Genomic DNA, 23418 nt, shown 5'->3' on the forward strand with positions numbered 1-23418 from the left:
GCGGGGGCCTCGGGGACCCTGGGAGATGCGCTCGGGCACGCCCGAGGACAACTGGGGATGGTTGGAAAATTTCCAGCCCCTGACAGAGGTTAGACTGTCCGCCTGCACATGGATATCCGCACCCAAAGCGCACTGCTCGCTTCCATCATCGGTCTGGCGCTGGGCGTGTCCATGTTGTTGCGCCCCGGACGGCCCCGGGTCCTCACGCTCTACTCCGTCTTCACCCTGACGGTCGCCGGGTACTACCTCAGCCTCTTCTTCCACAGCATCTTCCCCCCTCAGGACTACCCCTGGGTGTCCCGCATCGCCCTCGGGGCGACGGTGCTCGTCGTCTCCCTGGTGCCCGGGGCGGCGGTCGCCTTCTTCCTTGAGTTCCTGGGGGTCAGCAAGGGAGCGCATCAGGTCGGCCGGCGGCTCGCCCTCCTGTCCGGCGTGCTGGGCCTGACGGTCGCCGTTACACCGTTGGCGGACAAACCGTGGGCCCGTCTGGCGCTGGGCGCCTGGGTGCTGGGCACGTTGTTCACTTCCGTGTCCTTGCTGGTCCACCGGGTGCGCACGACGGAGTCGCGCATCGAGCAGTTCCGGCTGGCGTACCTGGCCATTGGCGCGGGCGCGGCGGTGCTGTTCAACGGGCTGGACTTCCTGTCGCGCAACGACATCCCGTTCCCCACGCTGGGCCCCGTCTTCGCGACGCTCTACCTGTTCTTCCTCGCGCAGACGCTCTTGCGGCTGCGGCTGATGGACCTGCACGAGCTGCTGGGGAAGATCGCCTCGCAGACGGTGCTGGCCATCATCCTGGCGTCGGTGTTCACGGTGCTGACGGCGTGGGTGGACGAGAACACGTCGCTCTTCGTCTTCAACACGGTGGTGGCCGCGTTCGTCATCCTCATCCTGTTGGATCCGCTGCGCACCAAGGTGGAGGAGATGGTGGTGCGCATCTTCTTCCGCGAGCGCTTCGCGCTGCTGGGCACGCTGAGCACCCTGCGCGTGCGCATGGCGTCCGTCATCGAAATCTCCGAGCTGGCGAACGTGGTGCTGGACGCGCTGCACGAGACGGGGCGCGTGACGCACGCGTCGGTGTACCTGATGGCGGAGGACCGGCCGGGCTACCGGCTCCTGGACTCGCGCGGGCCCCTGCCGGTGGCGCTCCTGGACACGGCGGCCGCGCGCGGCGTGCTCTTCGCGGTGGCCAGCGGGCAGAAGGCGGTGCTGCTGGAGAACATCGAGCGGCGCATCTCCGTGATGCGGGTGCAGGCCGTGGAGGGCAAGCGCTTCCGGGACGAGCTGAAGCGGCTCAACGACACGCGCGCCGCGCTGCTCCAGATGAAGGCCGGCATCAGCGTGCCGCTGATGGGCAATGACCGCGTCATCGGCTTCCTGAACCTGTGGGACGAACGGGTGCCGGAGGCGTACGCGTCGGATGAGATCGCGCTCATCCTGGAGGTCTCCGAGCGGATGGCGACGGTGCTGGAGAACTCCAAGCTGTACGAGAAGATCCGCGAGCGCGACCGCCTGGCGGCGCTGGGTGAGATGGCGGCGGGCCTGGCGCATGAAATCCGCAACCCGCTGGGCGCCATCAAGGGCGCGGCGCAGTGCCTGGACCCGAAGAAGCTGCCGGGCGAGGACGGCGAGTTCCTGGACGTCATCGTGGAAGAGGTGAACCGGCTCAACGGCGTGGTGACGGCGTTCCTGGACTACTCGCGTCCGCTGAAGCAGAGCTTCGGGCCCACCGACCTCAACGAGGTGGTGACGCGCACGATGCGGCTCATCCAGAACGACATGCCGCCCACGGCGGAGCTGGCGGTGGAGCTGGACCTGCGCCTGCCGCGCGCGGAAGGCGACGCGGAGCAGCTCAAGCAGGTGTTGATCAACCTGGTGCAGAACGCGGTGCAGGCGCTGGGGCCGCAGCCGGGCCGCATCACGGTGCGCACGGAGAAGCCAGAGCGCTTCGGCGACCTGCGCAGCGCGGGCGGCGAGTTCGTGGAGGTGCGCGTCTCCGACAACGGCCCGGGCATCCCGGCGGATCAGCAGCCGCACATCTTCGTGCCCTTCTTCACCACGAAGCAGAAGGGCACCGGCCTGGGGCTCGCCATCTGCCAGCGCATCGTGAAGAACCACGGCGGCAGCATCAGCGTGCAGAGCAAGGTGAGCGAAGGCACCACGTTCATCATCCGCCTGCCGGCGCTCCCCTCCGAGCCGGTGGAGGGCGCCCTGCCGGACGGCACGCCCGTGCCGCCCACGCGCCCCTCCCAGCCCGCCCTCCCCGTCCCGGAGGAGCTGCGCGAACCCACGCCGGCCCCGAAGACGCCCGAGCCCAAGCCGAAGAAGGAGAAGCGCCGCCGCGCGGGCTGAGTCGCGCGGCATCCCGTTTCCGGGAAAGACCCGGTAGGCTGAGGGGGCCATGCAGGCGTGCCCCTACTGCCAGACGACGATGCGCAACACCTACGCCCGGGGGCTGGTGCGCGACGAGTGCGGCGCCTGCGGGGCCGCCTGGTTCGAGGAGGAGATGCTGGCGCGCGTCGTCGGCGGGCCCACGCTGACGGCCGTCTTCGAGCAGGCGAAGGGCAAGCCCGGGCGGTGCAAGGGCTGTGAGGCCGCGCTCCAGTACGTCCCGGGCTGTCCCTCCTGCGGGAAGCAGGCGCCCACCTGCCCCACCTGCGGCAGCGCGCCGCTGCCCGTGGTGGACCTGCGGGACGTGACGGTGGACGTCTGCACGAAGTGCCGGGGCGTGGCCTTGGACGGGGAGGAGCTGGGCCGGCTCCAGAAGGCCGCGGAGCCGGAAGCCCGCCCCGAGCCGCGGCCCATCGCCGCCGACTTCGAGCACGAGTACGACCCGAAGCGCAGCCTGAGCCTGTTGCCCAAGGTGCGCGTGGGTGACGAGCCCGCCTGCGTGACGTGTGGCCGGCGGATGGACGTGCGCTACGGCTTCGTCTGGGAGGAGCGGCTGTACTGCGGAAGCTGCGCGCCGGAAGGCTCCGCGCCGTACACGGACGAGCTGACCAAGGCCCAGCCCAGCGAGACCTACGGCCGCCGCGCCCGGCACCTCAACAACAGCGCCGCGGAGTCCGCCGTCGTGTGGCTCCTGTCGAAGATCTTCAAATAGCCGTTGTAGCGATTCAGGTTACAAATCAGCGTCGCGCACGACGCATTTGTCACGTTGAAAATTTCACCCGGGGTATTGCACCCTGTCTGGATGAAATTGACCTGTCTCATCGTGGCCGCGCTCGTTTCAATCCCATTACACGCAGGCGCTGGGGAGGCCATTGAAATCAAGCTCGCGTCGAAGGTAACGAAGTTCCCGGCGGACACGCCCGTGGACCTCGCCGTGACCTTCACGAACGTATCGAAAGAGCCGGTGCGGATCCTCGGCTACCAGACGCCTGCCCTGGATGGCATCCAGGCGGACATCCTCACCGTCGCGCTGGAGCGCAAGCCGGTGGAGTACATCGGCCGGCTCTACAGGCGCGGCGCGCCCGCGGACAGCGATTACCTCACGCTGAAGCCGGGAGAGAGCATCTCGGGCATCGCCTCGCTCTGGGACAACTACGACCTCTCCGTCTCGGGCACCTACGCGGTCCAGTTCAAGACCGAGCTCCTGGACGCTGGAATGGGCAAGGGGACGGTGGTCTCCAACGTCGTCTTCCTCGACATCGAGGGTCGCGAGCCGCCCCTGGATCCGGACGACCTGGACGACGAACCGCAGACCAAGATCGTCAGTGGCAGCAACGAGAAGTGGAAGTCGTGCAGCAGCTCGCAGAAGAACGCGGTGATCGACGCCCGGCAGCACGCCCTCAACTACGCGAACGACTCCTATGACTACATGGTGGCGGGGAACCCGGTGACCCGCTACACCCAGTGGTTTGGCGCCTACGACAGCTCTCGTTACAGCACCGTCCGTGAGAACTTCCGGAAGATTCGCAACGCGGTGGACAACGAGACGTTCAAGTATTACTGCAATTGCAACCAGAGTGGCGCCTACGCCTACGTCAAGCCCCGGCAGGAATACAAGATCCACCTGTGCCCGGCGTTCTGGCCCGCGCCCATGACGGGCCCGGGTTCCAAGGCAGACACCCTGATTCATGAAGTCAGCCATTTCCGGGTCGTGGCGCAGACGGATGACGTCGTGTACGGCACCTCCGCCAGCATGTCGCTCGCGAACTCCAATCCCAGCAGCGCCATCCGCAACGCGGACTCGTACGCGTTCTTCTCCGCGGCCACGCCCTACAACCCCTACAACCCCTGCGCGCCGACCGTCACGTCGCACACGGGCGCGCCCCTCACCGCGAGCTGGGATGGAGCGAACTGCCACGTGATGAACGTGCCCTCCGGGCTGACGGCGTTCGTCCACAACAACGCCTACTACGTCAACGCGGTCCCCGGCACGTATTGCCCGGCGCCTTCCGGCTGGGACACGGCGAACTGCTACATCCTCCCCTACCCCTCCTGGAGCACCAGCTACTTCATCTGGTCGGGGAACCTCTACCTGACGCCCGGCCCCGGCAATGCGTGCCCCGCGCCGTCGACGTTCGACGGGGCCAACTGCTACGTCATGCCGCTGCCGTGGGGTTCGGCGCCGTTCAAGTGGGCGAACAACCTCTACATCACGCCGCCGCCCCACTGCGTCATCGGCGGCTATGACGGTGCGCACTGTCTGGTGGGCACGGCTCCCGCCAGCCGGAACGCCTACCTCTGGGGCTCGGCCTTCTATTACGGCCACTGAGGCGGATGGACACCGTGTCATGACGGGTTGTCATTGCTGTCACCGCGTTCACTGACACGAGGTCCCTGACCGGGCTTGAGGGCCAACAGCGCTCCCTCTGGGACAGCCGCTGGCCCCTGGCTTGCTCAAGGCCTCCCTGTTCCAAACAGGGAGGCCTCATCGTGAACCGTGAGCTGCAGCGGCCCATCCAGGGCCTGTTCGTCCTGCTTGTCTTTGCGTGTGCCCTGACGGCCGCGCTCATCGTGAATCAGGTGACCAGCGCCTTCGTGATGCCAGGCATCCGGGACACCTGGGCCGCGGCTCCGGCGCCATCGGACGTCCCTCCCGCCACGCCTCTGGATGGGGCGCAACTGGCGAGGCTGACGGGGCTCTCAGCCAACACCGGCGTGGAGGTGCCTCCAGAGCCGCCGCCGGACGTCCGCCGGAGCACGCTGGGCATCCGGCTGCTGGGCACGCTGGTGGCGCAGGATCCGCATTGGTCCATGGCCTCCATCCATGAGCTCCCGGCTGGCAGTGCGCGCAGCCTGATGATCAGCGACACCATCCAGGGCGCCCGTGTCTTCGCCATCGAGCGGGAGCGCATCCTGCTGCTGGTGGATGGACGGCTCGAATACGTCGACGGCTCCGGGAGCGGAACGCCCGCCCTGGTGAACGTCCAGCCAGGGGCTCCCGGCCTGGGCCACGGCATCCGGGAGACGGGCCCGGACACCTACTCCGTGCCGCGCGAGGACGTCACCGAAGCGCTCACGCATCTGAACGAGCTGTCCATGCAGGCCCGCGTGGTCCCCGCCTTCAAGGACGGCCGCCCCGTGGGCTTCAAGCTGTTCTCCATCCGGGAGAATTCCTTCTACTCCCGGCTGGGGCTGCGCAACGGAGATGTGCTCCAGCGCATCAACGGCCTGGACCTGGACAGCCCCGACAAGGCGCTGGGGGCCTTCACGAAGCTCCGAGACGCCCGGCGCATCGAGCTGCGAATCGAGCGCGGTGGCGTCCCGATGCAGAAGACCTTCGACGTCCAGTAGGCCCCGTCAGGCCTGCGCCGCCGCCAGCTTCTCCTGCGCGGCCTCCCACCGGGCGTAGAGGTCCTCCAGCTCCTCCTTGCCAGCGCGGTGCGCGTCCATCAGCGGCTTCGCCCGGGCGAAGTCGTTGTAGAGCACCGGGTCCGCCAGCTGCGTCTCGCGGTCCTTCTGCTCGGCCTCCACCTTCGCGATGCGCTCCTCCAGCTTCGCGATCTCCTTCTTGATGGGGCCCTCCACCACGGAGCGCCGCTGGCGCGCCTCCGCCTCCAGCCGCTTGCGGTCCTTCTCCGACACCGGGCCCGCGGCCGCCGCGGCGCCCTTCCCGCTCGACGCGCCCGTGTCCGCGCCCTCCGCCGACAGGCGCACCTGCTCCTGGTGGTAGAGGTACTCGTCCAGGTTGCCCGCGTGGGACGTGAGCTTGCCGTCCGCCACCTCCCAGACGTGCGTGCACAGGTTGTTGATGAAGCTGCGGTTGTGGCTGACGAACAGCAGCGTGCCGCCGTACAGCTTCAGCGCTTCAATCAGCATCTCCGACGAGTCCAGGTCCAGGTGGTTCGTCGGCTCGTCCATCAGCAGGAAGTTGGACGGAATCAGCAGCAGCTTCGCCAGCGCCACGCGGGCGCGCTCGCCACCGCTCAGCACGCCAATGGGCTTCTCCACGTCGTCGCCGCTGAAGAGGAACGCGCCCAGCACGCCGCGCACGTAGCTCTCCGGCTTGTCCGCCGCCAGGGGCCGCACCTCCTCGATGATGGTGTTGTGGCGGTCCAGTTTGTCCGCGTGGTGCTGGGCGTAGTAGCCCACCACCACGTTGTGCCCCAGCGACACCTTGCCGCTGTCCGGCGCCAGCTCCCCCGCCACCATCTTGAGCAGCGTCGTCTTGCCCGCCCCGTTCGCGCCTACCACGGCGATGCGCTGGCCCCGCTCCAGCCGCGCATCCAGGCCGTTGTAGACGGTGAGCGCGCCGTAGCGCTTGGTGATGCCCTCCATCAACACCACGTCCCGGCCCGAGCGCTCCACTTCCGGGAAGCGGAACTTCATCGTCTGGCGCTCTTCCAGGACCTGGACCTTCTCCAGCTTGGCCAGCATCTTCGCGCGGCTCTGCGCCTGCTTCGCCTTGGTGGCCTTCGCGCCGAACCGGTCGATGAAGCCCTGCAGCTCCGCGCGGCGCTGCTCCACCTTCTCCGCCCGGGCCTGGAGGAGCACCATCTCCTCCGCGCGCTGGCGCTTGTAGTCCTCGTAGTTGCCGGCGTACTCGCGCACGCCCTCCATCTCCAGCGACACCACCCGGTTGATCTGCCGGTTGAGGAAGTCGCGGTCGTGGGAGATGAGCACCATCGCCTTGTTGGAGCGGCGCAGGAACCCGTCGAACCACGCGAGCGTGGGCACGTCCAGGTGGTTCGTGGGCTCGTCCAGCAGCAGCAGGTCCGGGTCCTGGAGGAGCAGGCCCGCCAAAGCCGCGCGCATGCGCCAGCCGCCAGACAGCGCCTGGGTGGGCTTGGACAGGTCCGCGTCCTTGAAGCCCAGGCCCTTGAGGATGCGCTCGGCGTGGTGGCGGCCGTAGCGGTTCTCGAAGTCGTCCAGCTCCGCGTGGAGGTCCGCCAGCGTCTGCGCCAACTCCAGCTGCTCCTCCTCGTCCGTGCTGGCCGCGAGCGCTCCTTCCGTGTCCTTCAGGCGCGACTCCAGCGAGTCCCGGCCGGGGACGGTGCTCATCACCGCCTCCACGACGGTGCCCTCCGGCAGGCCGGCGATCTCCTGGGGCAGGTAGCCCGCCCGGGCCCGGCGGCTGTACTGGACGGTGCCCCCGTCCGGCTGGCTCGCCCCGGCGATGATCTTCATGAGGGACGACTTGCCCGTCCCGTTGGCCCCCACCAGACCCACCCGGTCCCTGGGACCGAGGGTGAAATTGTCCTCGTCGAAGAGGACCTTCTTTCCGTAGGCGAGGCTGATGTCCTGGGCGATGACGAGGCTCATGGCGGAGGGGGGAGATAACAGCCGGGAAGCCCTTCGGGAACGGTCCTGATGCCTGCCTGACTGCCCAGGGAGCACATCTCCCCGGTTGGGCGGAAGGCGGGGCTTGCCTATACTCCCGCCACCCATGGCCGCTCCCTGTCCCCACTGCGGTAGTACCGAAGGTCAAGATCACCTGTGCGCGGCGCAGAGCCTCCAGCTCCTGGGCCAGGTGCTGGACGGCCGCTACAAGATTGAGAGCGTCCTGGGCCAGGGCGGCATGGGCATGGTGTTCCGGGCCACGCAGACGTCCGTGCAGCGCCCGGTGGCCGTGAAGACGCTCAACCCTTCGTTGGCCGCGGCGCCCCAGTTCTTCGAGCGCTTCCGCCGCGAGGCGGAGATCGCCAGCCGCCTGCGCCACCCGAACGTCATCACCATCTTCGACTTCGGCCGGGCGGCGGACGGCACCTGCTACTACGTGATGGAGCTCCTCAAGGGGGAGAGCCTCAAGGAGCTGGTGAAGCGCGAAGGGCCCATGACGCTGCGCCGCGCGGTGAACCTGCTGGAGCAGGCCACGCTGGGGCTGGCGCACGCGCACGAGGAGGGTTGCGTCCACCGCGACCTGAAGCCGCACAACATCATGGTCCAGGCGCTCGACGGGAAGGACTTCGTCAAGGTGCTGGACTTCGGCCTGGTGAAGGCGCTGGAGCAGGACGAGGAGGAGCAGCTGACCTCCACGGGCCAGGTGCTGGGCACCCCGCAGTACATGCCGCCCGAGCAGGCCGGCGGCGAGTCCGTGGATCAGCGCTCCGACCTCTACTCGATGGCGGGAGTGCTCTACTTCTGCCTCACGGGCAGCTCGCCCTACGGCGCGAACACGGTGCGCAAGGCGCTGACGGCGTCGCTGACGCAGCCCGTGCCCCCGGTGAACAGCAAGCGCCAGGGCGCGCCGGTGCCGCCGGAGCTGGACGCCTTCTTCACCAAGGCGCTCGCGCCGGAGAAGGAGGACCGGTACCAGAACGCGCAGGAGTTCATCGACGCGCTGCTGGACGCGGTGGAGGGCCTGTCCCCGGAGGAGCTGGACGCGCACCCCACGGGAGGTACGCCCGGCGCCGAGCGAGGCACGGGCAGCCGAAGCCGCGCGGGCTCGGGAAGCCGCGCCGGTTCGGGCAGCCGCCTGGGTTCAGGAAGCCGCGCGGGCCGTGCACCGGCCACCGGCAAGACGGGCTCCCGCGTGGGCATGGCTCCGCCCCGGGGCAGCAGCACGTCCGCGGGAGCGCAGGCGGCGCCCAGGGCGACCTCCAACGGGAACAGCCCGGCGCCGGTGGCCGCGAGCCGGCCCCGTCCCCCTGCCCCCCGCGCTGCTGAGCCGGAGCCGGAGCTTCCGCCTCCGCCCAAGGGCATGTCCGGGGGCGTGAAGGCGGCCATCATCGGCGTGCCCCTGCTGCTGATTGGCGCGGGCGTGGCGGTGGTGATGACGCGTGGGGGGGGTGAGGCGACGCAGACGCCGCCTCCCGTGGCGATGACGCCTCCGAAGGCCCCTGTGGACGCACCGCCCACGCGGGTGCAGGAGCCGCCGACGGCGCCTCCTCCGGCGGCGCTGCCGCAGGACGTGACGGTAGAGTTCACCTCCTCGCCGTCCGGCGCGGCCATCTTCGACGGCGATGCGCAGATCGGCACCACGCCCACGAAGCTGCTCATGCCGCGCTCCAAGGTCACCGAGCTGCGCTTCAAGCTCTCCGGGCATCAGGACCAGGAGAAGACCCTGGACTACAGCCGACTCGCGGACACGTCGGAGCAGCGCGTGAACGTGCGGCTGGAGCCGGTGCGCGCCGCCCCGCCGCCCCGGCCCACGAAGCCCGTGAAGACCGGCGGCAGCGACCCGGGCATCGGCGTGTTCGAGTAAGCCGTAGGTTCGATTCCCGTCGCCTCGATCCCGAGAAGCCCAGCAATCCTAAAGGGTTGCTGGGTTTTTCTTCATGTGCCCCATTGTGCCCCTCTGATGTCTCTAGCCCAGCGCGGCGTGCGGGTGGGGGATAGACCGCTCCAACTCCTGCACCGCGCGCTCCCGCGCTTCGGGTGACAGGTGCGCCTAGCGCATCGTCATTTCGATGGTCGCGTGCCCCATCAACTCTTGGATCACCTTGAAGGCCACGCCCAGCATCTTAAGGTGGCTGTCGTAGGTGTGCCGCAGGTTGTGCTCCCAATGGAGCCCTTTAGGCGGCTGATGCCCGCCCTACGCAACGCCCGCTGGAGCGGAGCCTAGTCATCCCAGCGGTGAGCGGCTGACCGTCCGGCTAGCAGAACACGTAAGGGTCGCACAGGTGGCAATGGGCCTTGAGTGCTTCCTCAGCCGACGCCGGCAGGTCCATGGTCCTTTCCCATCCACTCTTGGGCACCCACACCACGCCGCACCAGATGGTCAGGCGCACATTGAGCTTGCCGCGTTGCAAGTCCAAGTCGGTCCACTGGAGTCCGATCAACGCCCCAAGTCGCAGGCCCATCTTGAGCGCCACTAGGATCAACGTTCGCCATTCCGGCTCAGCAGCGTTGAGCAGGCGTTCGGCGTCTTCGAAGGATAGGAAGTGTCAAAGGTGGGCTATTTCGTCTTGAATAGCTTGACGCGCGGGACGTGTTGGAGAACGCCAACCTGCACATAACTACTCGAAGCAGGAGTGATACAGCGCAGCGCCGTGTGTCCAGACTCGGGGCGAAGCGCGACCTGACCGGAGGTAATCACAGAGAGTATGGAAACGAGAAAGGCGACGTAACAATCCCCGGTGAACACTACCGAACCGAGCCCGTGTTGCCGCCCGGCCCCACGGGAACGAGACATCGCCATGAAGAAGAGTACGCAGGGGGAAGCCACGCCGTCGAGTTTGCGGTTCAAAGCGCTGGAGGCACTGACGCGGGAGCAGATTCAGCACAGGCTGCAGCGGATTCTGGAGGGGGAGCTGCCGGCCTTCTTGGGGCGGCCAAAGAGCGAGCGGCGGACGGAGGTGGACGCAAAGCCGGGCTACCGTAACGGGCACGGTAGGGAGCGGCGATTGGCGACGAGCATGGGGACGGTGCGGGTGAGTCGGCCGCAAGTGCGGGGAAGCGAGGAGCCGTTCGATTCAAAGGTGCTACTGCTGCTCGTCAGGCGCACGAAGCAGGTAGGGGCACTGCTGCCGACGCGCTACCTGCACGGCCTGGCGATGGGGGACTTCGAACTGACGCTGCGGGGCCTCCTGGGAGAAGGGGCGCCGCTATCGAAGGCGAGCCTGGAGCGATTGAAGGCGGGTTGGCAGCAGGAGCACGCTGAGTGGAGCCGACGCTCGCTAGTGGGCAAGGAGGTGGCGTACGTCTGGGCGGACGGGGTGTACGTGAAGGCGGGGCTGAAGAAGGAGAAGGCCGCGGTGCTGGTGCTCATGGGGGCGCTGCGGAACGGACGAAAGAAGTGCTGGCGCTCGTCAGCAGCCACCGGGAGTCCGAGGAATCGTGGGCCGAGGCGCGGCGAGACTTGAAGAAGCAAGGGCTCGAGGAGCCTCGGCTGGTGGTTGCCGATGGCCACCTGGGAATCCGGGGCGCGGCGGCGCAAGTCTGGCCACAGGCCGAGCACCAGCACTGCTTCAATCACAAGCTGCCCAACGTGCTGGACAAGCTGCCGAAGAAGGAGTTGGCGGCGGCCCGGGTCCTGCTCAAACCCATTCCCCATGCCGTAACCCGTGCCGAGGCCGAAGCGCAGTGCGACACCTTCGTCGCCGAAAACCAGCAGAAGGAGCCGAAGGCGACCGCGTGCCTGCTCCATGATTGGGAGCGGCTCGTCACCTACTACCGTTTCCCCAAGCAGCACTGGAAGCATCTGCGCACCGCCAACAGCATCGCGAGCCCCTTCGCGTCGCTGAGGCTGCGCACGTACGCGGCCAAGCACTCCCACAAAGTGGAGAATGCCACCGTGCTACTCTGGAAGCCGCTGTTCGTCGCCCAGAAGAGCTTCCGCAAACTCGATGCCGCCGAGCACCTCCGAGACGTGCTCGCCGGCCGCACCTACGAGGGCGGCAACCTCGTAATGCTACCTCCGGGGACTCGCCGCGCCGCCAAACACGTTTCCACACCAATTGACACGACCTCTCAAGCGGTGCGCTCCTCCACAACCAACTTGAGGCTTCCGACAACAGGCTGGCTCAAGTTCTCAGCATCGATTTCCCACCGCACTTCGTAAACGCCCGGTTGACACGGCGGAGCGACCCTGAGGCCATCTTCGCCTGTGAATGGCCAGCGCCGTCGCGGGGCGATGCGGTCGAGGCGCAAGGACACCGCGCCATCCTCCACTCGAAGGCGCGAAACATGCCGAAGGGTGAGCTTCGTTGGAATGTGCGATGGGAGGGTGATGCTCGGGACAGCAAATTCCCGAAACATCGCAGGCAATGCGAACTGCTGCGTGTATTGCCTCATGAGCCGAGCTGCTGCGCCGATGACAGGCCTTTCCGGGACCTTGAGGGGCACCTCCGTCCGAGGAGGCTCGTCGGCCTCCCAGACCTCGAAGCCCTCTGGGAATGTCAACGTCACAAGCACGTCCGATGCCGTCGCCCGTTCGTTCTCGATGACGACGCCCAACGGCACCCCATGCTTCTCGTAGCGAGTCGACGCGTTCTGTCGCACCCACCGATCCCTGTTCTCCGGCACTGCCAACAAGGCCCGAACCTCCTCGTTGTACCTTCGCGCGCGAGCAGCATCGTCGGCAGCAATGTCAGCGGCGCCCAACTCGGTCTCGGAGAATGGGTTGACCACCCTACCCAAGTTCCGCAGGCGATTGGGAACAGCCGAGAGACGGGTGCCGTCGGCAGACTCCCCAGAAGTCAGAGTCAGGAGAAGGGAGAGCTGAGGCTCCTCTTCGTGCGGGCCGAGCCTGGACCACCCGGGGAAGTGCTTTGCTAGCAGCTTTCGGTGGCCAGATAGCTCAAGGGCAATGTCCTCCCAGAACAGTAAGAAGACGCGGAACTGCCCCGCTTGGGCACGCTTCTGGTCAAGCAACCTGACTGCACGCTGCACCTTTGCGTCAGCAGGTGCCGTCGTACAGATGAGCAACTCCGAGAGAGCTGGCTCGAATGATTCAGCGTCGCTGACGCACTCCTCGGCTACCTTGAGGTCAAGGCCATCGGTCCGCTTGCATTGCGCTCCTGCATACTGCCCGGGTGCCAGGTGCGCTGCCGGCCCGTAGATGTCCACCCCGGCTTGGCGTTGGCCGCTGCGTCCGTTTCTTGTGACGTTCGGCGTCTTCCAACGCTCACGCAGGACATCGGCTACGAGATCTTCGAACTCGTCCCACCCCTTGGGACGAGGCAACTCGGTCGTTGGGGGCGATGGCATGGTGCTGATGTCCGAAAACCCCGCGCGGACTAACTGGGGTTCGAAGTGGAATATCGACGGCTTACACCGGGGGCCTGACTATGCGCAGAAACGACCGTTTCCTGCCAGCAAGAAGCGGCACCCCAACGTCAGGCGAGCTAGAATCTGCGGCTATAAATGAAGCCGCAAATCTCCGAGTTCTCCTTCGGCTATGCCCTGACCGAGGCGCTGGTTCGAGAAGGTACATCGCCGGTCCTCGCTGCCCCCCTCTTCCCATCCCTCCTGAAAGAGGGCGCACCAGGCGGTGGCTACGACCTGATGCTGACGCACGCAGACGGCCTGGCGTTTCTCCAGTTCAAGCTTTCGGACCACATGGTCAAGAAGAGCGCCAGCGAATGCGGCAAAGGACACTTCTCTCCGCCTTTCTTCCGAATGCACATTCGTCCAGCATCAATATCCAACCAACACGCGATGCTCTGCGAGTGGGCGCAGAAGGGCCACTGGGTCTACTACGCGGCTCCAGCCTTCCATACCCAGGCCGAGTTCAACGACGCCTACCTTCAAAGAAAAATCGTTGACCGCACGTTCTTCATTAGCCCTCTCCAGATTGGAAAGCTCTCAACGAGCGAGGAACACCATGTTGCCTTCGACACCTCACACAACCACCGGGTCTACTCGAAGAAGGGAAGAGCAGTGAGCGGTGCATTCGGCCGCAGGTGGTTTACTGAACTGCGATCGGAGGGTCTTCGCATTCCTCGCGGCGAGGTGCGGTCGGTGGCCGAGAGAACGGTGAACGAGCTAACCGAGTTTCTCCAGGAGCGCGGGCGGTCCAGCGATGCAAGGCTTGTTCGTGAAACGCTTGCCCGAAGGAACGAAGATCCGGTCGCGCAGCTTGCCGACCTGTCCCGGACACTGCTTGATTGCGAGGTTCTGCTAGTCGGAGAAGGCACCAGCGAGAAGAAGGGCACGACCCAAGTCCCCTGACATCAATGCTGTCTACCTGCACCGCACTCGGAGGTGTTAGCGGCGGAGCAGGGCTCGCCTGACAGCGGCTAGGCGTTCCTACAGGGTGCTGTAGTTGCGCTCAGGCATTTCGTGGCCCTTGATGACGCCGAAGATGGCTCGATGTCATTGAGTTCGGGACTGTCGGGCGGCAGGGAAAAGAGGTGCACGCCGTGGCGGGCCAGGTTTGGGAGGGCACGCCGGATGTGCAGGCTGCGGTGGGTGTTGCTGTTGTCCAGCCCCACCCAGGTAGGCGGAGCTCACGGGCGCATCAGTGACTGGAGGAAGTGGAGTATGTCAGCCGCGTTGACAGTGCGTGGCATGACTCGGAAGTGCAGTCCTGGCCACGGCCACAATGGGTAGTAGGCTGCCAGCGCATTGACACGGTTGCGGGCAGTCGCCCCGTACCGGACGAGCCGACGCTCGCCAGCAGCCGTCCAGCTGTAGCCGACGGGCTGCGTCGGGGAAATGCAGCACTCCTGCAGGAAGTACAGCCGCACTCTCGCGCCGCAGGTATTTTTTGAGCCTAGCCGGTGGACTGGGCTTTGGGGCGCCATCCACACCTGACGCTGTAGCGGCTGCCACTCTACAGCCCGTTGAGCGACCGTGGCGCCCTCTGCGCCAGCGCCCGGTCCCAAGCGGTGCTCCGTCCTCTCGGCTCACTTTGGAGCCCGACCCAATCAGCCGAGGCGCGAATCAGGAGACTTCCCATCGGATCGACACAGCCCTATGTGTTCGCTGCGTCTTTTCATGGAGAACCGCCCGGCATGTCGCGCCCTTCTCCCTCACGCCACTGCTTCGCCGTGCTCACACGGTGCCTCGCGCTCTGTGGCATCGCACTGGGAGCGGCGTGCGCATCCACTCCGCCCACACCCGCCGTGGACGCGCCGGCCATCATCGCTGACGCACGGAAGATCGTGACGCCGGAGGCGTGGAGGAACTGCTCACGATTCCGGTGGGCGGGACACACCAATGGATCTCCGTCCGGGGTCGTGACCGGGACAATCCCATCCTGCTGATGATCCACGGTGGGCCTACCTCGCCGGAGCTGCCGACGAGTTGGGCCTTCCAGGGCGGCTGGGAGGACTACTTCACCGTGGAGCAGTGGGACCAGCGCGGCAGTGGCAAGACGTACAACGCGAATGACCCCGCTCGCATCGCGCCCACGTTGTCGCGCGAGCGCATCACCGAGGACGCCGTGGAAGTGGTCCAGTACCTTCGCCGCCGCTATGGCAAGGAGAAGGTCTTCGTCCTGGGGCACTCCTGGGGGAGCCTCGTCGGCCTGGGGCTGCCCACCGCCATCCCGAGCTGCTGTTCGCCTACGTGGGGATGGGGCAGGTCATCAGCGGCCAGGAGAACGAGCGCGTCAGCTATGCGCTCACGCTCGCCGCGGCGGAGGCCGCGCACAACACGGAGGCCCTCCAGAAGTTGAAGTCCATCGCGCCCTATCCCGAGCAGGACGGGTCGCTCCCCCTCCAGAAGCTCGGCATCGAGCGCAAGTGGTCCAACGCATTCGGAGGACTGGTGCATGGCCGCGACGGCATCAGCCACTACCTGAATCTCGCGGAGCTCTCCCCCGAATACACCGCCAGGGATGTGGCGGCGATGGACCTGGGCTCCCAGCTTTCCTTGCCCAATCTGCTGCCGGACCTGGCCCGGGTCGACTACGGGCGGGTCACGGACTTCGGCTGCCCGATCATCCTTTTCGCGGGGAGGCACGACACGACCACGCCCTCGCAGGTCGCGGCCAACTGGCTCCAACAGGTGCGCTCGCCGGGCAAGCAGCTCGTCTGGGTCGAGCACTCCGCCCACATGATGATGGTGGAGGAGCCCGGACGCGTGCTCCTCCACCTGGTGCAGGACGTTCTGCCGCAGGCGGCGCGCAGCCCTGCTCAGGCTCGGTACTCGTGCGGGATGAGCCAGAACACCGCCGTGCGGTGCGACACGGGAAAGTAGACGACGTACACGTCGTGGAAACGAAGGTCCCCGGTAGAGGGTTCCTTACAGCGCCGCCGGGCTGGGGCAGGTGCTGTAGCAGTCCTCGCGCTCCGGCGCGCACTGGGCCGGCGTCGGGGAGTTGCGCAGGCAGTAGGTGTAGGCGAGGTCGCACGCGTACTCGCACGGCGGCGGGCGCATGGCCTGCACCGGGCTGGCCACCCAGGGTTGGCATTTGGCGTAGCAGACATTGCTCTGCGCCTCGCAGGCGGCGTCCTGCTCGGGCGACGTCGACTGAAGGAAGCATTCGTCATACTGGATGAAGCAGGCCCGCTCGCAGGCCCTCTGCGACCGGGCCGTCACCTCCGAGGCGGGCGCCCGGTAGGAGGAGCAGAATTCGGCGCAGGAGTTGCTCTCGTCGCGGCAGAGTTGCAGCTCCTCGGGCGTTGTCGCCTGATAGCTACAGGTCCGGTAGGCCGCGAGGCATTCCCGCTCACATGGCGTCAGCGTCTGGGATTCAACGTCCCGCGAATCCATGTCCACGCCGCCACAGCCCGCGAACAGACCGACCGACAGCAGTCCCGCGATGATTGCCAGACGCACGCCATGCTCCTTGAGTTGAGAATGAAGGTGCCCCATGAGGAGCCGTGCGAGAGTGACAGGCATCGCCAGGACCGTCACCCCGAGATGGCGTGTAAGTGACAGGACTTGAACATCCCGCTCACGCCTGAAGGCCCCTCATCGGGGGCTGGGCTACGACAAGCCTTTGCGAGTGAATATCGAGACAGGGACGGAGGCGAGGGCACAAAGCTCCCGCACTCTGGCGTCCCTTCTCGTACGGCCTTGCTCCCCCGCTATTGCACCGTCACGGAGATCGCCGCGGACGTGGTGACATTGCCCGCCACGTCGGTGGCCCTGGCCGACAGCGTGTGTTTGCCCTTGGCCGCGCTCAGGAGGTTCCAGCTCACGCTGTAGGGCGCGCTGGTGTCCGTGCCGAGCACGGTGCCACCATCGTAGAACACCACCTGGGTCACACCGGCGTTGTCGCTCGCGCTGGCTTGAATGGTGGTGCTCAGGAACAGGGCCAACAAGGTCGCCCCATTCGCCGGAGAGGTGATGGCCACGGCCGGAGCGGCGTTGTCCACGGTGACGTTGCGCAAATCAACCTTGACGTTCCCGGCGGCATCATAGGCCTTGGCGTAGAGCGTGTGACTGCCATTGGCCGTCCCCACCGTGTCCCAATTCACGGAGTACGGCGCGGTGGTCGCGGTGCCGATCAGCGTCGAGCCGTCATGGAACTCGACCTTCGTGACGGCCCGGTTGTCGCTCGCGCTGGCCGTCAGCGGCACGCTCCCCCGGACATAGGAGGCCGCGGGAGCGGTGAATGACACCGTGGGCAGAGCGTTGTCGACGATCACCTGGACCGCCACGGAGGTTCCCGTCCGGCCCAGACCATCGTAGGCCTTCGCCGTGAGCGTATGGGTGCCCGAAGCCACGCCCTCGGTATTCCAGCTCACGCTGTAGGGGGCCGTGGTGTCCGTCCCCAGGAGCGTCGCGCCGTCATGGAACTCGACCTTCGTCACACCGGTGTCGTCCTGCGCCGTGGCCGTCACCGTCACCGTGCCGAGCAGTTCGGCATTGCTGGCTGGAGCGGTGATTGCCGCCGTCGGAGCGAGGTTGTCGACGATCACCGAGACCCCGGCGGACGTCCCCGTGAGGCCCGCGCTGTCGTAGGCCTTCGCCGTGAGCGTATGGGCGCCCGCGACCGCGCTCGCGGTATTCCAGCTCACGCCGTAGGGGGCCGTGGTGTCCGTCCCCAGCAACGTCGCACCGTCATAGAACGCAACCTTCACGACGGCCAGGTTGTCGGTGGCGGTGGCTGTCACCTGCACGATCCCCTGGACAGTGCCCGCGGCCGGAGCGGTGAGCACCGCCGTCGGAGGCGTTACGTCCGCCTCCGGCGGGCCGACCGCGAACATCAGGTCGTCATGATCATCATAGGCGCCGGTGCTGCACGCCGAGGCGGTGCTGCCACCAGACAAGTAGTTGGCGCGAACCGCCTGCACGCTTCCCGCGGGCAACACGTACTCCGTCGAGAGGACCTGCGAGCCACTCGCGCTCGCCCGGAGCGTGGTCAGGTACGTCCACACGGGGGCGGAGGCATCGCTCGCGGAGTAGAGGGCGACCGCATCAGAGTAACTATTGTCGACCATGGCCCCGACCTCGATCCGGACGCGCTTTCCTTCCAGCAGGGATGCTCCATTCACGCCGGAGACCGCGATCCAGCCGACCCTCCCGGACGGGTACGAGCCCCCTACCCCATCGGCACAGCCATCGAGCGTGTTGGGCGGGTGGAGCTCCGGGAACTGGGAGACGACACCGCGGCCCTGCAGGAGCGACTCGGAGTCACAGACACTGGAGACCTGGGCGCACGCGGGAACCTTGCGTGTGGCGTCGTACACGGCGGTACCCGGCTGGGCCACGCTCACCGTGACCGGAGCGCTGGTGGTGAGGTTGTTCGCCGCGTCATAGGCCTTCACGGTGAGGGTATGGCTGCCATTGGGCACCGAGTGGCTGTCCCAGATCATGGCGAAGGGCGGCGAGGCGCTGGACACGGCGCGGATGCCATCCACGTAGAGGTCGACTCCCCGCACGCCATGGTCGTCGCTCGCGCTCACCTGGATGGAGATGAGGCCCGCCAGGCTCGCCCCCTGCGAGGGCGAGGTGATGGACACCGTCGGAGGCGTGGAGTCGTTGTCCACGATGAAGGAGCGCGTGGCCGATACACCCACGTTGCCGGCGCCGTCGTAGGCCTTGGCGATCAGCGTGTGGGCGCCGTTGGCGACACTCCGGCTGTCCCAGAGACGGCTGTAGGGTGCGCTGTCGCCGCTCGACCCCAGCAACTGTCCATCGAGGAAGTAATCCACCCGGGAGATGACATCATCATCGGCGGCGTTCGCCTGGAAGAAGGCATAGGAGCTGACGGTGGCGCCCTCCGCCGGTGAGCTCACCGAGACCGTGGGCGCGGTGACGTCGCGGATCACCGTCACCCCCACCGCGGGCGAGGTCCCCACGTTGCCATAGGCGTCAAATGCCTTGACCGTCAGCGTGTGGCTGCCATTGGCCACCGCGCTCGGATTCCAGGAGATCGCGTAGGGCGAAACGGAGTCCGTTCCCATCAACGCACCGTCCACGTAGAGCTCGACCCGGACGATCTGCGTGTCATCGGTGGCGGTGGCCTGGACCTGCACGGTCGAGCGGACCGTGGCACCCGCCGAGGGCGAGGTGATCGACACCGTGGGCGGAGTGTTGTCACGCACGATGGTCACGTTCACCGGCGCGGACACCTCCACGTTGCCCGAGGTGTCGTACGCGCGGCTGGTCAGGGTGTACGGGCCGGGGGGCTCGGCGGTGGTGTTCCAGCTGAAGGCGTAGGGAGACGTGGAATCGGTGCCGAGCAGGCGCGTGCCCGCGTAGAGCTCGACCCTCGCCACCTTGCTCGGGTTGCCGGCCGTGGCGGAGACCGTCACCGTTCCCACCACGGTCGCCCCGTTCGAGGGGCTGGTGATCGTCGTGAGGATGGAAGCGTGGTCGTTGTTCACCGTCACCACCACGGGGCTCGAGGGGCCCGCGTTCCCCGCGACGTCCCGGGCCACCGCCGTCAGCGAGCGGCTGCCATTGGGCGTGTTCCAGCTGTTCCAGCTCACGCTGTACGGCGGCGTGTCATCGGTGCCCAGGAGGGTCGACCCCTCGTAGAAGTCCACGCGCGCCACGTCGTAGTCATCACTCGCGCTGGCCGTGGCCGTGGCCATCCCTGTCAGGACCGTGCCTTCGGCCGGAGAAGTGAGCTGCGCGGAGGGCGGCGTGGTGTCCGGCTCGTCCGCGAGCGTGAAGACCAGGTCATCGTGGTCAGCGTCATTGCCGGAGCTGACGGTGCACGGGGACTGGGTGTGCGTGCCGAACCAATAGCTCGCGCGCACGGCCTGCACGCTTCCGGCGGGAAGCCGGTACTCCGTGGAGAGGGTCTGTTGGCCATAGTTGCCCTGAGCGATCGTGGTCAGGTAAGTCCACGAGGGGTGGGCCGCGTCACTCGCGTAGTAGAGATCCACCCCCTCCCGGTTCGGGCTGAGGGCATTGACGGTGACATCGATCCGGACCCGCTTCCCGGCCGCCAGGTTCGTCCCATCCGGCCGATACACGCGGATCCGCTCGATGGCGGTCGAGGTGCCCGGATAGAAGGTCGCGGTGCCGTCGGCGCATCCATCCAGCGTGTTGGGCGTGTGGGCCTCGGAGGGAGAGCCCCTGTTCGCGAGCAGCGTGACCGAGTCGCAGTAGGACGACGGCGTGGTGCAGACCGGAACCTTCAGGGTCGCGTCGTACGCCGCGGCGCCCGGGTTGCTCACCGTCACGGTGACGGAGGCGCTCGTCGAGCCATTGCCGGCGGCATCCAGGGCCGTGGCCATCAGCGTGTGGCTGCCATTGGCCTGGAACGTCGAGTCCCACGTCAGCGAATAGGGAGCCGAAAGACGGGTGCCGAGCAGCTTGCCATCGACAAAGTAGGTCACCTTCCCCATCTGCCGGTCGTCATTCACGGAGACCTGGAGGGAGACCGTGCCGCTCACGTTCGCGCCGGAGGCCGGCGAGACGAGGGCTACCGTCGGAGGTGTGTTGTCATTGTCCAACACCACGTTCAGCGGCCCCGCCATGGAGACGTTGCCGGCGGTGTCATAGGCCTTCACGTAGAGCGCCCAGGGACCGTTCGTGAAGTAGCGGGCGCTCCAGGTCACATCGTAGGGCGCCGTCGAGCTGCCTCCGATGAGGCGATAGTTGGAGGGCGGGAGCAGATAGAAATACTCGACACGCACGTTCCCGCCCCTGTCGTCACTGGCACTGGCGGTCAGGTGGACCTCCCCGCTCACGGCCGCGCCCTCCGCGGGTGAGAGGAAGGACACCTGCGGCGGGACGATGTCGTTGTTGACGATGACGTCCACAGGAGCCGACAGGGTGTCGAGGCCCGCCGCATCGTAGGCGCGCGCCGTGAGGCGATGGGCGCCGTTGGGCAAGCCCTTCGTAGGCCACGTCAGGGTGAAGGGAGGACGGCTGGCCATGTCGACGAGGGTCGCGCCGTCGTACAGCTCGACGCGCGCCACGCCGAAGTTGTCGCTCGCCACCACCCCGACGGTGACGGTGTTCTCCACCACCGCGCCCGCCGTGGGCGAGGTGATGACCACCGTGGGCGGAGAGGGGTCCAACTCCTGTCCCACCGCGAAGACCAGGTCATCGTGGTCGGAGCGGGCGTCCGGGTTGCACGCCTGGGCGCTTCCTCCGGCGCGGTAAACCCCGCGAATGGCCTGCAGTCCGCCCGGAGGAAGGAGGAACCCGGTCGAGAGGACCCGGTCCCGATAACCGCCGGGAGAGAGGGTCGTGAGGTAGGTCCAGACGGGGTTGCTCGCGTCGGCCGCGGTGTAGAGGTCCAGGAACTCCTGCCCGTACTGGTGGCTGGCCCGGACCGTCGCCTGGATCGTCACCCGCTTGCCCTCCGCGAGCGCATCCCCCGCGTCCCGGAAGACGGCGAGCCGCTGCAGCGCGGGGCTGGGGAGATCCGGCCGGTCCGTTCCATCCGCGCAGCTCCCCGTCAGGGTATTCGGTGCATGCGGCTCGGGGCCGAGCGCTCCCCTCCCCTCAAGCAACCACACCGAGTCACACCGGCTGCTCACGCTCGCACAGGCGGGCACCTGCCACTGCGCGTCGAAGGCCGCGTTGCCCGCGTTCTGCACGGCCACGTCCACGGGCGCGCTCTGCGACCCGCCACAGCCGTCGTCGTAGGCCCTGGCGGTGAGCGTGGTGGAGCCGCTGCTGGCGGTCGTGGTGTCCCAGGCCAGCGCGTAGGGGGGCGAGGTGACCGTGCCCAAGAGGTGCGTGCCCGCGTAGAACTCGACCTTCGTGACGCCCACGTCATCCGTGGCGTTGGCCGTGAGCGTCACCGTGCCGCTCAGCGCCGCTCCGGCCGCCGGTGCGGTCAGGGCCACCTGCGGTGACCCGGTCGCCTCCAGCACCGGGCACGGGGTGAACAGGAGCCGGTTCGGCGCGCCCTCGGTGCCGGAGACCTTGTCCGGCGTCACGCGGCTGATGATCCTGTTCGCGACCTCCTCGGGCGTGGCGGTGGGGTTGGCTTCCAGGTAGAGCGCGACCGCGCCCGTCACATGGGCGGCGGCCATGGAGCTGCCGCTGGCCAGCAGGGTGTCGCTGTAATGACCATAGGTGCCCGTTTCACCCGGCCAGGCCGAGGTGATCCCCGAACCCGGCGCGAAGAGGTCCACGCAGCTGCCGTAATTGGCATACGAGAACCGTTGGTCCGTGTCGGTGGTCGCGCTGACGGTGATCGCCGCCGGAAGTCTTCCGGGAGAGCGGGAGCACGCATCCGCGCCGAAGTTGAAGGGGCCGCCCTCGGTGTCGCCCGCGGCCACGACGTAGGGGATGCCCGCGTTGATGGAGCGGGTGATCGCATCCTCCAGGGCCTGCGTGTCGGAATAGGCCGTCAGGCTCAGGTTGGCCACCGCCGGCTTGATGTGATTGGCCGTCACCCACTCGATGCCCCGGATGGCGTCGGACACGTAACCCGCGCCGTCGCAGCCGAGCACGCGCACCGCGTGGAGCTTCACCCCCTTGGCGACGCCGTAGGTCTTGCCGCCAATGCTTCCCGCCACGTGGGTGCCGTGGCCATTGCAGTCCGGGTTGCCCTGGTTCCCGCTGTAGCTGGCGACGTCGTATTCGAAGCGGGCGCGCCCCTCGAACTGGGTGTGGGGCGTCCAGATGCCCGTGTCGAGCACGTAGACATGCACCCCGCTGCCCGTCCGGCTGTAGGAATAGCCCTGGTCCAGCGGCAGGTCGTGCTGATCAATTCGATCCAGGCTCCACGGAGGAGACGGCTGCGTGCTGGCGGCCCTGATCATCCCGTCCTCTTCGACGTAGCGCACGCGCGGGTCCAGGCTCAGCCGCCGTGCGTCGGCCTCGGTCATCATCGCGACGAACCCCGGGAAGGCGTGCGAGTACACGTGCCCGACCTTCGCCCCGTGGAGCGATGCTACTTCCGAGGCCACGGAGGCCACGCGCTGCGTCGGCGCCTGGAGCGCGACCAGCGAGGTCTTGTCCTCGAGGACGACGATGTATCGCCCCGGGAAGGCCTTCGCCGTCTTCAGCAACCGGGTGCCGGCGACGAACGCCTTTCCGCCCGGGCTCACGCGCAGCGGGGATTCGGCCTCCGCCGTGCCGGAAGAGGTCTTCGAGTCACAAGCCAGCAGCGTGACGCCGACGGCCACCAGTAGTGGAAAAATCCGCATACTCTAAATTGAGTGACGGACGTGAAGTGGATCGCGCTCCGGATACAAGGTGCGGGCTGTAACGGCGGGGTTCAGTAACGACCTTCAGGCTCCCGATGCGCGGGCACGGCAGGTGACACGCCGT

General features: G+C 67.2%; 11 protein-coding genes and 2 pseudogenes. 8 read left to right on the forward strand and 5 right to left on the reverse strand.

Annotated elements, in window-relative coordinates:
• The first annotated feature begins 108 nt into the window (after positions 1-108).
• The 4 genes from JYJ93_RS27120 (at position 109) to gspC (ending at position 5742) form a co-directional block, all read left to right on the forward strand.
• Positions 109-2352: an ATP-binding protein gene (locus JYJ93_RS27120; protein WP_206796649.1), complete on the forward strand. Its 2244-nt coding sequence runs from the start codon at positions 109-111 to the stop codon at positions 2350-2352.
• A gap of 49 nt (positions 2353-2401) precedes the next feature.
• Entirely contained in the window at positions 2402-3103 is a 702-nt protein-coding gene (locus JYJ93_RS27125) for a zf-TFIIB domain-containing protein (protein WP_206796651.1), read from the forward strand.
• A gap of 90 nt (positions 3104-3193) precedes the next feature.
• Positions 3194-4720 carry a M35 family metallo-endopeptidase gene (locus JYJ93_RS27130; RefSeq protein ID WP_206796653.1) on the forward strand — a complete coding sequence of 509 codons (1527 nt, stop codon included), beginning with the start codon at positions 3194-3196 and terminating at the stop codon, positions 4718-4720.
• 161 nt (positions 4721-4881) lie between these two features.
• Positions 4882-5742, forward strand: a complete 861-nt coding sequence (gspC, locus tag JYJ93_RS27135) for a type II secretion system protein GspC (RefSeq protein WP_206796655.1) — start codon at positions 4882-4884, stop codon at positions 5740-5742.
• A 6-nt stretch (positions 5743-5748) separates the two neighbouring features.
• Here the strand turns inward: gspC and JYJ93_RS27140 are convergent, their stop codons facing one another.
• On the reverse strand, positions 5749-7710 hold the full coding sequence (locus JYJ93_RS27140) for an ABC-F family ATP-binding cassette domain-containing protein (protein WP_206796658.1): 1962 nt from the start codon (positions 7708-7710) through the stop codon (positions 5749-5751).
• Positions 7711-7834: 124 nt separating this feature from the next.
• Here JYJ93_RS27140 and JYJ93_RS27145 point away from each other — a divergent pair, with 124 nt between their 5' ends.
• Entirely contained in the window at positions 7835-9592 is a 1758-nt protein-coding gene (locus tag JYJ93_RS27145; RefSeq protein ID WP_206796660.1) for a serine/threonine-protein kinase, read from the forward strand.
• Between the two features lie 102 nt (positions 9593-9694).
• Here the strand turns inward: JYJ93_RS27145 and JYJ93_RS27150 are convergent.
• Positions 9695-10330, reverse strand: a pseudogene (locus JYJ93_RS27150) (site-specific integrase); the annotation flags it as partial.
• A 196-nt stretch (positions 10331-10526) separates the two neighbouring features.
• On the opposite strand from JYJ93_RS27150, the pseudogene JYJ93_RS40290 reads away from it, so the two are divergent.
• A pseudogene (locus tag JYJ93_RS40290) lies at positions 10527-11890 on the forward strand (IS256 family transposase).
• Here JYJ93_RS40290 and JYJ93_RS27165 read toward each other — a convergent pair.
• Positions 11800-13038, reverse strand: a complete 1239-nt coding sequence (locus tag JYJ93_RS27165) for a hypothetical protein (RefSeq protein WP_206796665.1) — start codon at positions 13036-13038, stop codon at positions 11800-11802. The pseudogene JYJ93_RS40290 and the gene JYJ93_RS27165 sit on opposite strands and share 91 nt — an antisense overlap.
• A gap of 156 nt (positions 13039-13194) precedes the next feature.
• Here JYJ93_RS27165 and JYJ93_RS27170 point away from each other — a divergent pair, with 156 nt between their 5' ends.
• Together JYJ93_RS27170 and JYJ93_RS27185 are read left to right on the forward strand one after the other, a co-directional pair.
• On the forward strand, positions 13195-14001 hold the full coding sequence (locus JYJ93_RS27170; protein WP_206796667.1) for a hypothetical protein: 807 nt from the start codon (positions 13195-13197) through the stop codon (positions 13999-14001).
• 1347 nt (positions 14002-15348) lie between these two features.
• Positions 15349-15975, forward strand: coding sequence for an alpha/beta hydrolase (locus JYJ93_RS27185; RefSeq protein ID WP_206796672.1), 627 nt, complete (start codon positions 15349-15351; stop codon positions 15973-15975).
• A gap of 45 nt (positions 15976-16020) precedes the next feature.
• On the opposite strand, the gene JYJ93_RS27190 is transcribed toward JYJ93_RS27185, so the two are convergent.
• Together JYJ93_RS27190 and JYJ93_RS27195 are read right to left on the reverse strand one after the other, a co-directional pair.
• The gene (locus JYJ93_RS27190; protein ID WP_206796674.1) at positions 16021-16557 is read right to left on the reverse strand and encodes a hypothetical protein; all 537 of its coding nucleotides are present in this window, start codon (positions 16555-16557) and stop codon (positions 16021-16023) included.
• 251 nt (positions 16558-16808) lie between these two features.
• On the reverse strand, positions 16809-23273 hold the full coding sequence (locus JYJ93_RS27195; RefSeq protein ID WP_206796676.1) for an Ig-like domain-containing protein: 6465 nt from the start codon (positions 23271-23273) through the stop codon (positions 16809-16811).
• Positions 23274-23418: the final 145 nt, after the last annotated feature.

The organism is Corallococcus sp. NCSPR001 (assembly GCF_017309135.1).
Classification (GTDB): domain Bacteria; phylum Myxococcota; class Myxococcia; order Myxococcales; family Myxococcaceae; genus Corallococcus.